Origin of the sequence: Bacillus pacificus, assembly GCF_020861345.1 — a bacterium.
GTDB classification, from domain to species: domain Bacteria; phylum Bacillota; class Bacilli; order Bacillales; family Bacillaceae_G; genus Bacillus_A; species Bacillus_A pacificus.
Genome location: NZ_CP086328.1, coordinates 3,144,214 through 3,155,791 on the forward strand (window position 1 = coordinate 3,144,214; position 11,578 = coordinate 3,155,791).

Consider the following 11,578-nt stretch of genomic DNA (forward strand, 5'->3'; position numbering starts at 1 on the left):
CTCATACATATGCATAATAGTAAATCAAGCTCATCGTAGTAGAAAGAGGGATAACATGGACAATCAACAATGGCAAGTAGCAAAGAAAGTCGCTGCTACTTATATTGGAACAGTCGTTGGAGCTGGATTTGCTACTGGACGAGAAATTGTTGAATTTTTTACAGTGAACGGATTTTATGGAACTATTGGTATATGTGTAAGTGGATTTTTTTTTATTTGGCTTGGCACAAAGATGATGTTACTCTCCTCACAAATCGGTGCATTTTCAGCGCAAGAATTTAACAAATACTTATTTGGGGATGTATTTGGAAATGTTGTAAATACACTATTATTACTCGTATTATTTGGTGTAACGAGCGTTATGTTATCAGGCGCTGGAGCGGTATTTGAAGAGCAACTTCGTTTACCAAGACAACTCGGTATTTTCATTACAGTAATCGCCTGTCTCATTATAGGTAGTCGCGGGTTACAAGGGGTTTTTGAAGTTAATACACTTGTCGTACCTATTATGATGATTTTCATTATCGGACTTGCTATTACAACGTTTTTTCACGGTACAACTCCTATTAGCAATACTATTCCTGCAGAAAGCTGGAATATGAAGTGGATAACTAGTCCTATTACATATGTCGCCTTAAATCTTTCTCTCGCCCAAAGCGTCCTCGTCCCGTTAGCCAGTGAAGTAAAAGATCGAAAGGCCATTTTATGGGGCGGTATTTTAGGTGGGGCAGGACTTTCTTTAATATTATTATGTAGCCATTTAGCTATCTTATCAGTCGACCAATTTTATCAATATAACATTCCAATGGCTGAAGTCATAAGAAAATTCAATGCCACTTTTCACTTTTTCTTTGTTCTTATCATTTTCGGTGAAGTATTCACAACTTTAGTTGGCAATGTGTTCGGAATGACAAAACAAATGCAATCCATCACTGGCTGGAAAAATAACAATATTATTTTCTTCATTTTACTAATAAGTTATTGCTTTAGTTACGTTGGTTACAGTGAATTACTCCACATTCTATATCCTATAATCGGGTGGGTCAGCATCATTTTACTTCCAATTATTGCTTTTAAACAACTTCAAAAAACATAAAAGAAGCATCCATGTTATTGGATGCTTCTTTTATATGTTCATTCACAATCATCACATACTTCCCAGTACGGCCCCATTTCGAGTGCTAAATACGGCTTTAATTGCAACCGAATCATCCGACTAGGCATACGTTCTAAAACGAATTGAATCCCTTCTTCTTCTTCGTCTAATTCAACTTTTGAAATCGCAATTCTTTGCATCGTCGAAATAGGCATTCCATCTTTATATAAAGTGATTTTCACCTCATCATATTCATTAAAATACAATTCAACACTCATTTGATTTTTCAACATTTCATTAACAATTTCATATTTATCATTTCGTTCCTGGATTATATATTTCCAGCCGCCTCTACCTTCTTCTTTCGGAGCTGCTTGAAACAATGTCATCAAATCCTCGTATAGCATAAGATAACCCCTCTCTTACTAAAAAACGATGAGTATTTTATATACCCTTTATCTCTATCACTATCCATATGTATTGTACCATATATCGTCGTTTTTACCGTATTCATTTGCTTCATAAGTATATATAAAACACTTTATTCAATCTTCATTATTATGTAGCTTAATTTATTACTTAATCCCCCCTTACATTTTAAACCTATACCCATTCATTATTTGCTCTCAACAAAAAAAAGAAGAGTGACTTATAACACTCTCCTTAAAAGAATTTCCCCGTAGCTGCTAATGCTAATACTAGTATTAAAATTGTAAATAATAAGGATACAATGAAACTAAAAATAGGTAATGCTTTCTTTTCATTCTTCTTAAAGAGTAACTTTAAACTAAGAAAGATGTTTACTGGTACAAATATAAAATAAAAGTATTTAACAATTTGCACCGAACTATTTGAAAGTGTTTTTAAAATAAACACTTCAATGAGAAAAACCATGAAAAACGAAATACTTAACCAAAATGAGACATAACTAAGCCAAGAATGTCTTTTGGTACCCCAGTACACTCCCATATTTATCTCCTTTATTTGTATTCTATATGATTCTTATTATACACAAAGTTAACAAATACCTCTATTTTTCGACAAATATTATATAAAATATACCTTTAAATATTATAAAAATACTCTCCATCCCCATTTACTTTTATATAATAAAAACAGGCAACTCCCAAATAGCATATTACTATTTGGGAGTTGCCTGTCCTCTGCTAAACTTTAAATCTTTCAATTAACCCTTGTAACTCTTCAGCCATTTGAGATAATGTACCCGCCGCAGAACTAATTTCCTCAATGGACGCTAATTGTTCTTCTGCTGATGCTGCAACGTTTTGAGTACTCGTCGCATTATTCTGCGCTGTCATTGCAATTTGTCCTACCGAAATAGACACTTCATTTGCACCTTTTGACATCCCGTTAGCCGTTTCAACCATCGTTTTAATTTGATCGGCAATTTCATTTGTAGATTGTAAAATCTCAGTAAAGTTTTGCTTCGTTTCATTTGCAATAACAAGTCCAGATTGAACTTCTTCATTTACATGACCCATAGACTTTACTGTCTTACTCATGTCATCTTGTATTTCACATATTAATTTACTTATTTCACTAGAAGATACGCTAGACTTCTCCGCCAATTTACGTACTTCATCTGCAACAATTGCAAATCCTCTTCCGTGCTCTCCCGCTCTTGCAGCTTCAATTGCTGCATTCAAAGCTAGAAGATTTGTTTGATCTGCAATATTTTGAATTACTTCTAATATGTCACCAATTTGCTTTGATTTATTATTTAGTAACTGAATAACCTCATCTGATTGTGAAACAGATTCTGCAATTGACTGCATTTGATTTACTGTTTTTCCGACTAGTTTCCCACCATTTTCTGCTTTTTCACGAGTATGAGCCGAAGCCGTACTAATTGATGATGAACTATTTGCTACATGCTGAATGCCTTCTGTTACATCAAATAGTAACATTGCCCCATTTTCTACACTTGTCGTTTGCGTTGTTGCCCCGCTTGATATTTCGTCCATTGCCATCGTAATTTGCTCAGTCGCTTCACTCGCCTGTCTTACACTTGCTGTTAGCTCTTCTGATGCTGCTGCAACATGTCCAGCCGAAGTATTAATTCTTCCGATTAATGTTCGCAATGCATCTGTCATCTCATTAAATCCTTTTGCAAGTTGACCGATTTCATCATTAGAATGAATATCAATTGTTTGCGTTAAATCTCCCTCACTTATTTCTTTAGAAGTGACAACTAATCTTTTTAAGGGCTTTGTTATAGAAAGTGTCACAAAATAAATAAGTGCCCCACCTATAACTAATGAAATGAACATAACAATTAACATATTATAAAATACAGGCTGCGCAGCTTCAATTACTTCATTTGAGTACATAGTCCCGCCAATTTTCCAACCTGTTTTTACATTTGTAGCAAATACCATTTGTTTTTCACTACCGTCATACGTATAAGAAAAAGCCCCATGATTATCTTCATAAATTTTCTTTGCCCAAGAATCGGCTGCTTTTTCTCCTGATTTTTCTTGAGGGTGTGCAATTATTTTTTGTTTCCCATCTAAGATGAAAGCATATCCCTTTTTACCAATATTAATTAACTTCGTTGTTTTTAATAAATTATCTAAACTTAAATCTACCGCTACAACACCGTTTTTATCTTCTGCTTGTTTTGCAATCGTTACGACAATATGTCCATTTCCTTTTGCCTTATACGGCTCAGTAATTACAATACCACCTTGTTTTGCTACTGCATCTTTATACCAAGAACGTTCTGTTGGATCGTAGTCTGCTGCCATTTGTATATTTGGTTCTTGTACAAATTTTTTATCGTTTCCAGCAACATATACTTGTTCAACATCTTTATTCAAATTGATATATTGTGATAATATTTTTCTTAATTCCTCTTGATTATCCCCTTGATACATATTCCCTTGAATCACCCGTGCAAAATTATTTACATCATTAAATTTCGCCTCAATCATTTGATTGATTAAATTATCTAATATTTTTATATTGTCGTGAGCACTGCTCGTAATTTGTGATTCAAAATTCTTTTTAGCTGTTTGATAAGACATGCCTCCTATAATAGAGACAGCCGCAATTAAAATAACAAAAAATGAAATTAATAGTTTTTTTGCTACTTTCATATCACGAAACCAATTTAATAGTCTACCCATTACAAACCTCCTGCTTTTCAATTTTAAAAGTTAAATCTAACGAATTATAAATATTTCCCATTCCCTAATTATTATTTTCATAACCTATTATGATGAATACTTTGTAAAGTTTAAACAATTAATTTCCCTTTGTCCATATATATGAATAATATTATTATAAAATTTACAAATACAAAAAGCCAAAGGGAACCACCCTTTGACTTTTCACATTTTTTTATGCTGTTTAGAAATCTTTTTCCACTTATCACGCTCTGCCCTTGCAAGAATAGCATCTTGTTTTCTAATGAAATACGCTAGTTCTCTTTGTAATTTTTTATAGCTTTGCAAACGATTTATCGTCATAATCCCGTTATCAATTGCACTATGCACTGCGCACCCTGGCTCATTTTCATGCTTACAGTCCCTAAAACGGCACGTTTTTGCTAGTTCTTCAATATCAGAAAATGTTGTTTGAATTGCATCGCTTCCTTCCCAAAGCTGTAGCTCCCTCATACCAGGAGTATCAATAACTAAACTACCACTCGGTAATCGGAACAATTCACGATGAGTTGTCGTATGCCTCCCTTTACTATCTTCCTCTCGAATATCACCCGTTTTTGCTACTTCAATTCCTATAAGTGCATTTAACAAAGTGGATTTTCCAACCCCAGATGATCCGACTAGAGCAATTGTTTTTCCTGAAGAAACAAATTGCTGCAACGATTCAATACCAGTATGTTCTAAACTATCAACAACGAAGATCGGAACACCAATTGCCACAGCTTCTGTTTCAACGATTTTCTGTTCCACGTCCTCACATAAGCTACTCTTTGTTAAAACAATAACAGGCATTGCACCACTTTCATACGCTAATAGTAAATAGCGCTCTATTCTTCTTACGTTAAAATCATGGTTAAGTGCATTCACTAAAAATAGATAATCTACATTTGCTGCTATTACCTGCTCTTCCGTTCGAGTACCGGCCTCTTGTCTAGAAAAAGAGCTTCTTCTCGGAAAAATACGATGAATAATTGCTTTCTTTTCATTCTCTATTTTCTTTATATATACCCAATCACCAACCGCTGGATAATCACCCTTCGTTACTGCTTCATGCCGAAACTTACCAGACAGCTCTGCCATATATTCACCATCATTACAAATAATTCGATATATATGCTTATGCTCGAGTAAAATACGCCCTACTTCAAAGTTCTCTACAGCTTGTTCCTCAAAAAAAGAATCCCAGCCGAACGATTCTAAAATATTTTGGTTCAAATTGATATCCTCCCTAGTGTAAGCTAAGCGGAAGGATCGCGCGCTAACTTATACAGTCTCGCCCTTTCCATCCACCTTTGTATTTGGTTTATTATTCATATAAGTTATGTTCGCCATAATACATCACCCCGTTCTCATTTTAATTACTCTCATTATATGGAATATCCATACAAAAAGCTACCTTATTTAACTTAATTTTCGAATAATTTATTTTTTATCATTCTAATTTGCCCACGGTGACTCATCTCATCTTCTAGCACGTGAAACCACAAATAGTACTGGTTATGCGCTACACCGTTAAGCCACTTTCTTTCTGACATGAGCCATTCATCACCTTGTTCACCCAAATACTTCAGTGATTCTTCTCGAACACTTTGTAGAAGTTGGACATAATATTTTATTTCATGACCACGAATCGTTTTCCCCGATTCTCCTAAATAGAGTGCGTCTTTCCATATTTCTAATTCTTCCTTTGTAAAGTCACGCTCTTGAAATGAAATAAACTGATGTGCTTTTTCAATAGCTGCTATATGCTTTAGTAACGCTCCAATGGAATTCCCTCCACTCTGTATCATTAAATCTAATTGCTCAACCGATAGATTTTTTATTTCCAGGAATGTTACAGCCCTTGTATGCTCCAGCATGCTGACTAATTCCCCTATATTTTTTGTATAACCATCCACACTTCTTATTCGGTAATCTATATTCATATCACGCACCCCTTTTTACATTCATATTAAGGAATAACTGCTTCATATAATAGACTCATATATATCAGATTTTTCTGATACAATTAAATTGAATATAGAAAAAAACCAAACAAACTTTCTCAATATGCTTCTATGAAATATTAAAAGGAATCAATATAAAATAATCGAATCTTATTCACTAAAAGGAGTGGATTCGATGGAAATGTATCAATGGCTAACTGCTGTTCTCGTTGGTGGCATTACCGGTTTCGTTTCCCATCTAATCAATAACCAAGGTAAGTTATTGCTTCCACGCCGTTTGAAAACTTTTTTTCACTTTGGGTTTTTGACTGATATTTTCACTGGTAGTCTAGCTGCACTTCTTGGACTCGTTTTATTCGATGTCACCTTAATAAAAGAAATTATTAAAGTATCCATTGTGACTGCTATTTCCGGTCAGACTTTCTTACTACACCAAGCGCTCGGTGGTGAGCAGGCTAAAAATAAACAAATTGGGAAAGCTGATGAGAAGATTCAAGAAATTGACAAATTATTACGACGTTAGTCTGTACTTTCTTTAAAAATTATTGCTATAATAAACAATAAATATTTTCTATTGCGTCGTTTGTCAGAAGAAAGGGTGTTTCGTATGACAAAAAAGAAAATAGAAGATTTCTTAACAAACACTGAAAAAGAGGAACTGCTAGAAAACTATAAATGTTTACGAGAAGCCCGCACAAAAAGCGAAGCTAACTATTTTGGAGAAGCGGTAAACCATCTATTAAATAAAGCAAAACAACGAATTATTAAAGATGCAGGCATACATGATGAAAATGCAGCAACTGTTCAATCAAAAAGAAAAGCACTGTTTTAGTTCATTAGCTAAAACAGTGCTTTTATTATGTTATTTTTCACATTACTTTCACATCTATTTCACAATTATAAGTAGTCCTATATGTTATACTCAGTATATCCTTTTCCAAGGAACTATATGCCGATATATTAATCCCTATCTCTATAGGGATTTTTATTTTTGGGCTCTTTTTTTATTTGTAAAGACTTTATGACGCAATTCCTGTTTCACTATTTTCAGTAAGCTTTTCACTTTTTCTAAACAGAAATAAAGCTATAATATATAATAACGCAGTAAAACTACCTACAAATATAAAATTGTGAGATGCTGCAAATAACATTCCTGCCATTGCCGCTCCAATCATTTGACCAATATACATAGAAGCATTCGCTAGAGCGGCTCCTGTTCCTCTTGCTATACTAGACATGTTTTGTAAATGCCTCATCATTAATACAAACAAAATTCCTGTCATAAAAAATAAAACAAAAAATAATAACTCCACAAATATAATGTTATTTACATGAGGAAGTAATACATATAGCACTGCTGTAAATATAATTCCACCATAGAAAGAAAGGTTATAACCAATTTTATTTACGATTCTAGGACCAAAAATATTACCAGTTAAATTTCCTAATCCTAATACGAGCATAGCTGTTCCTATTTCATGAATTCGCAAGCCAAATTGAATAGACAGCCACACACCGAAAAATGAAAATGCAGCAAAATTACCAGTTTGAAAAACAAAATATGCAAAATAAGAAAGTGAAATTTTTGAATCTGTAAGTAATTGTTTATAGCGCTCTAAGATGTTTGTTTTACTTTCACCTATATGAACCGGTTGTATTTCTGGTAATGCTACATAAATAAGAATGACAAGTAATCCTGATAATATACCGATGACGAAGAATGGTGTTGTATAGTGTATCATTGCCAAATACGATCCAACTGGCAACCCTAAAATTTGAGAGATTGATAACCCTGCTGTTGCAATTCCAAACGCCTTTACAATTTGTTCCTTCTCTATAAGAAGCGGAATAGATGCCCACACTTGTGGAGATACAAAAGCTGCACTCACACCTGCTAAAAATCTAAATGTTAACATCCATAGAAAACTCGGTGCCATCCCACATAAAAACGTACTTAAAGCAAAAAAACTCATTCCTATTACCATCACTTTTTTTCTATTTAAGCCATCTGATATAGGACCAGCGATAAGTGCAAATACAGCGTATCCTAAAGCATATGAACTTACCATCCACCCTGACAACTCAGTTGAAATATGATACACCTGTTGTAAAGTTGGTAAAAGTGGTGAAATTAAAAAAGTATCTGTACCGATCATAAACATGATTGTAAAGAATACAGCTAGTACTCTTTTCATTTAAATCTTCTCCTTTTATATAAAGTGAAACTTTAATCAGCCCTCACCAATCGGGCTTTTATGGGCAGTTGATCCCCCCACCTACCTTCTTTACTTCCGCTGAATTTTGAGATGGGGGTCTTACTGCCCATTAAAGCGGGATAAAAAGAGGAAACTATCCCCCTTTCAATTAATCTTCTAAAATAGATTCAATCTCTTTCATGACTTTTTCATTCAATGAAACTTCCACCGCTCTTACACTTTCTCTTATTTGCTCCGCTCGTTTCCCACCAGGAATAACAGTATCAATTCCTTTTTGGTTTAATAACCACGCTAAAGCTAAATGCGATAATTCGAGATCCTTTTCTTTAGCTAAGTCTTTTAATTTTTCAACTTTCTTAAAGTTACTCTTATATGTATTCTCTTCAAATAGATTTACACTTTGACGCCAATCTCCTTTATTCAATTTGAAATCTTCTGTATATTTACCACCTAGTATCCCAAAAGCAAGAGGCCCGTAAGGAATAAATGAAATACTTGATTCTATACAATATGGCAAAAGTTCTTCCCTAGCAGTACGATCTAACATATTATACGGTGATTGTACAACATCTATGTGTCCGTGCTGATTCGCTTCTTTTAATTGCTCTACGTTTACGTTAGATATTCCAATTGAACGAATTTTTCCTTCTTCTTTTAGGCGAGTAAGTTCTCCAATTGAATCTATGTAACTTGTTTCTGGGTTTGTAAAATGTAAATAATATAAATCAATATAATCAGTTTGTAATCTTCTTAAGCTATTTTCTACAGCATTTCTTAAATAGCTCGGTTCATTATTCATATAAACCTCTCCATTTAATAACGGTTGTATTCCACCTTTGGTAGCAAGTACAACTTCATGGCGTTTTCCTTTCAATACTTCTCCCACCAATTCCTCTGATCTACCGAAACCGTATGAATCTGCCGAATCAAAAAATGTAATCCCTTGCCCGATAGCTTCTTCTATTAATCGTTTTCCTTCTTCCTCATTCACATCAGCATATAAATTATGTCCCCCTACAGCGTTTGTTCCTAACCCCAATTTTGAAATATGTAGTCCTGCCTTTTGCAATTTTGTATACTTCATTTTTTCTCCCCCTATATTTCTATTGTTCGAATATATTCGAACAATAGAAATATACCACTTTATATGTTATAGTGCAAATATATTAACTTATACAAGCAGGTGAAAAAATGCGTACTCTCTATCATCCAAATCGAGAAGAAATTCAATTCTCTTCTGTTCTATATGCACTTAGCGATCAAATTCGTTTACAAATTGTAACTATGCTACTAGAAAAAAACGAACAATCTTGTGGCGCGTTAAACATTCCAATCGCGAAATCAACTTTATCACACCATTTCAAAGTTTTACGTGAATCCGGTGTTATGTATACACGCCTTGAAGGAACTCAACGTTTCATTTCAATTCGTGAAGATGACTTAAATGCTAGATTCCCCGGTTTATTAGATGTCATAATACATGCGACAGAGCCATACTAAACAACATCTCATATGAATATGAGATGTTGTTTAGTTTTTCTATTCTTTTAATACTGTGAAGCTTTATTCATTGAGGATTTTGTTCTTCACTATAACTACCAAGTCCCTTCCTAAATTAAAGTCTGAATAAAACGTTTGAACGCTAATACCCCTTCTTCATCTCGTTTAAAAACAGCAGCATCTTCAAGCGCCTGAATAAATTTCCGTCCCAATTCTTCTCTCATAATCTCCTGTATATTTTGTTCATTCATCCTATTTTCATATTTGATTTTTAATTGTTCTGCCCATTGTATATGAGGTGTTGAAATATTACTTGGAATATTAAGTAAGAATTTCTCCACTTCCTGAAGTTCTGTTTTTAAACGAGCAGGAAGTACAGCTAGCCCCATTACTTCAATTAGACCGATATTTTCCTTTTTAATATGTTGTATTTCCGCATGAGGGTGGAAAATACCCAATGGATGCTCCTCACTTGTATGATTGTTCCGTAAAACTAGATCCAATTCGTACATATTATTCCGGTAACGAGCAATAGGAGTAATCGTATTATGTGGAACATCATTCGTAAATGCAAATAAATTAACAGAAGGATCACTATATTCCTTCCACCTCTCTAGTATGTAATCCCCTGCATTTACTATTTGTTCTATGTCGTTACTTCTTAAGCGAATAACTGACATAGGCCATTTAATAATCGAACATTGCATTTCTGGAAATTTAGTTAGTTCAAAATTTAGGTCGTTCGCTGCATTTGCCATAGCAAATTCATAGTTTCCACCTTGATAGTGATCATGTGTTAGAATAGATCCTCCTACAATTGGCAAATCTGCATTGGAACCGAGGAAATAATGCGGGAATTTTTCTACAAATTTTAATAAACGTAAAAATGTTTGACGATCAATTTTCATTTCCCGGTGGTCTGAGGACAATACAATACAGTGTTCATTGAAGTATATATACGGAGAATACTGTAGAAACCAGCTTTCATCTGTAATATTCATTCGAATCATACGATGATTCGAGCGTGCAGGATGTCCAATTCTGCCCCTATATCCTTCATTCTCTATACAGAGTAAACATTTTGGATAATTTGTATTTTCCAATACTCTTTCTTTAGCAATTTGTTTAGGGTCTTTTTCTGGTTTTGATAAATTAATCGTTATATCAATGGCACCATATTCCGTATTTACTTTATAATTTATATTTTTGGCAATTTGCTTCATTTGGATATAATTGCTGTTTTTACTTAATTCATAGAAGTAATTTGTCGCAGCCTTCGGATTTTGTTCGTATTTTTCATAAAATAGAGAATTGATAACGGACGGTTTGGACATAAATACATCCATAATTGCACTTGCTAAAATCTCCTTCTCTTCCAGTACTTCCTCAATGACTTTATGCATACAAGCATATTCAATTAACTCTTCCAATAACTCCGAAATTACTTTCTTTGCGGGCGTGGGCGTTGACGCTTCCACTACAAAGTCATCTAAACGAAGTAAGGAAAGGATTTGGTTCCTTGTATATATTTCATCTTCTTTTTCAATCAATTGAACTTCAATAGCACGATCAATTAACTGCTGGATAGCTTGATATATCATCAGTATATACCTCCTCTAACCTTATAGCGGT

General features: G+C 34.0%; 12 protein-coding genes. 4 read left to right on the plus strand and 8 right to left on the minus strand.

Features of this window, described 5'->3' with window-relative positions; genetic code table 11:
* The first annotated feature begins 55 nt into the window (after nucleotides 1-55).
* Complete coding sequence (locus tag LMD38_RS16490; protein ID WP_000370194.1) at nucleotides 56-1,096, plus strand: YkvI family membrane protein; 1,041 nt, start codon at nucleotides 56-58, stop codon at nucleotides 1,094-1,096.
* Between the two features lie 38 nt (nucleotides 1,097-1,134).
* On the opposite strand, the gene LMD38_RS16495 is transcribed toward LMD38_RS16490, so the two are convergent.
* The 5 genes from LMD38_RS16495 to LMD38_RS16515 form a co-directional block, all read right to left on the minus strand.
* Nucleotides 1,135-1,503 (minus strand): DUF3979 family protein, encoded by a 369-nt coding sequence (locus LMD38_RS16495; RefSeq protein ID WP_000965086.1) that lies wholly within the window; start codon nucleotides 1,501-1,503, stop codon nucleotides 1,135-1,137.
* Between the two features lie 256 nt (nucleotides 1,504-1,759).
* Nucleotides 1,760-2,065: a hypothetical protein gene (locus LMD38_RS16500; protein WP_000539578.1), complete on the minus strand. Its 306-nt coding sequence runs from the start codon at nucleotides 2,063-2,065 to the stop codon at nucleotides 1,760-1,762.
* 197 nt (nucleotides 2,066-2,262) lie between these two features.
* On the minus strand, nucleotides 2,263-4,245 hold the full coding sequence (locus tag LMD38_RS16505) for a HAMP domain-containing methyl-accepting chemotaxis protein (RefSeq protein ID WP_000533117.1): 1,983 nt from the start codon (nucleotides 4,243-4,245) through the stop codon (nucleotides 2,263-2,265).
* 204 nt (nucleotides 4,246-4,449) lie between these two features.
* Nucleotides 4,450-5,499 (minus strand): ribosome small subunit-dependent GTPase A, encoded by a 1,050-nt coding sequence (rsgA, locus tag LMD38_RS16510; protein ID WP_001073055.1) that lies wholly within the window; start codon nucleotides 5,497-5,499, stop codon nucleotides 4,450-4,452.
* 191 nt (nucleotides 5,500-5,690) lie between these two features.
* Nucleotides 5,691-6,209 (minus strand): DinB family protein, encoded by a 519-nt coding sequence (locus LMD38_RS16515; RefSeq protein ID WP_062821922.1) that lies wholly within the window; start codon nucleotides 6,207-6,209, stop codon nucleotides 5,691-5,693.
* Nucleotides 6,210-6,405: 196 nt separating this feature from the next.
* Here LMD38_RS16515 and LMD38_RS16520 point away from each other — a divergent pair, with 196 nt between their 5' ends.
* The gene (locus LMD38_RS16520) at nucleotides 6,406-6,753 is read left to right on the plus strand and encodes a DUF4257 domain-containing protein (RefSeq protein WP_000426318.1); all 348 of its coding nucleotides are present in this window, start codon (nucleotides 6,406-6,408) and stop codon (nucleotides 6,751-6,753) included.
* 84 nt (nucleotides 6,754-6,837) lie between these two features.
* Nucleotides 6,838-7,062, plus strand: coding sequence for a hypothetical protein (locus LMD38_RS16525; protein ID WP_000162606.1), 225 nt, complete (start codon nucleotides 6,838-6,840; stop codon nucleotides 7,060-7,062).
* A gap of 187 nt (nucleotides 7,063-7,249) precedes the next feature.
* Here LMD38_RS16525 and LMD38_RS16530 read toward each other — a convergent pair whose 3' ends face one another.
* Both LMD38_RS16530 and LMD38_RS16535 read right to left on the minus strand, forming a co-directional pair.
* Nucleotides 7,250-8,425 carry an MFS transporter gene (locus LMD38_RS16530; protein ID WP_000832304.1) on the minus strand — a complete coding sequence of 392 codons (1,176 nt, stop codon included), beginning with the start codon at nucleotides 8,423-8,425 and terminating at the stop codon, nucleotides 7,250-7,252.
* Between the two features lie 169 nt (nucleotides 8,426-8,594).
* Nucleotides 8,595-9,530: an aldo/keto reductase gene (locus tag LMD38_RS16535; protein WP_061183126.1), complete on the minus strand. Its 936-nt coding sequence runs from the start codon at nucleotides 9,528-9,530 to the stop codon at nucleotides 8,595-8,597.
* Nucleotides 9,531-9,637: 107 nt separating this feature from the next.
* Here LMD38_RS16535 and LMD38_RS16540 point away from each other — a divergent pair, with 107 nt between their 5' ends.
* The gene (locus tag LMD38_RS16540; RefSeq protein ID WP_001259915.1) at nucleotides 9,638-9,946 is read left to right on the plus strand and encodes an ArsR/SmtB family transcription factor; all 309 of its coding nucleotides are present in this window, start codon (nucleotides 9,638-9,640) and stop codon (nucleotides 9,944-9,946) included.
* 110 nt (nucleotides 9,947-10,056) lie between these two features.
* Here the strand turns inward: LMD38_RS16540 and galT are convergent, their stop codons facing one another.
* Complete coding sequence (gene galT, locus LMD38_RS16545; protein WP_016717262.1) at nucleotides 10,057-11,547, minus strand: UDP-glucose--hexose-1-phosphate uridylyltransferase; 1,491 nt, start codon at nucleotides 11,545-11,547, stop codon at nucleotides 10,057-10,059.
* Nucleotides 11,548-11,578: the final 31 nt, after the last annotated feature.

Excerpts from the sequence above, each read along its gene's own strand:
- LMD38_RS16520 (WP_000426318.1), top strand. The coding sequence starts at position 6,406 with ATGGAAATGTATCAATGGCTAACTGCTGTTCTCGTTGGTGGCATTACC.
- LMD38_RS16495 (WP_000965086.1), bottom strand. The coding sequence starts at position 1,503 with ATGCTATACGAGGATTTGATGACATTGTTTCAAGCAGCTCCGAAAGAA.
- LMD38_RS16540 (WP_001259915.1), top strand. The coding sequence starts at position 9,638 with ATGCGTACTCTCTATCATCCAAATCGAGAAGAAATTCAATTCTCTTCT.
- LMD38_RS16525 (WP_000162606.1), top strand. The coding sequence starts at position 6,838 with ATGACAAAAAAGAAAATAGAAGATTTCTTAACAAACACTGAAAAAGAG.
- LMD38_RS16490 (WP_000370194.1), top strand. The coding sequence starts at position 56 with ATGGACAATCAACAATGGCAAGTAGCAAAGAAAGTCGCTGCTACTTAT.
- galT (WP_016717262.1), bottom strand. The coding sequence starts at position 11,547 with ATGATATATCAAGCTATCCAGCAGTTAATTGATCGTGCTATTGAAGTT.
- LMD38_RS16530 (WP_000832304.1), bottom strand. The coding sequence starts at position 8,425 with ATGAAAAGAGTACTAGCTGTATTCTTTACAATCATGTTTATGATCGGT.
- LMD38_RS16505 (WP_000533117.1), bottom strand. The coding sequence starts at position 4,245 with ATGGGTAGACTATTAAATTGGTTTCGTGATATGAAAGTAGCAAAAAAA.
- LMD38_RS16535 (WP_061183126.1), bottom strand. The coding sequence starts at position 9,530 with ATGAAGTATACAAAATTGCAAAAGGCAGGACTACATATTTCAAAATTG.
- LMD38_RS16515 (WP_062821922.1), bottom strand. The coding sequence starts at position 6,209 with ATGAATATAGATTACCGAATAAGAAGTGTGGATGGTTATACAAAAAAT.
- LMD38_RS16500 (WP_000539578.1), bottom strand. The coding sequence starts at position 2,065 with ATGGGAGTGTACTGGGGTACCAAAAGACATTCTTGGCTTAGTTATGTC.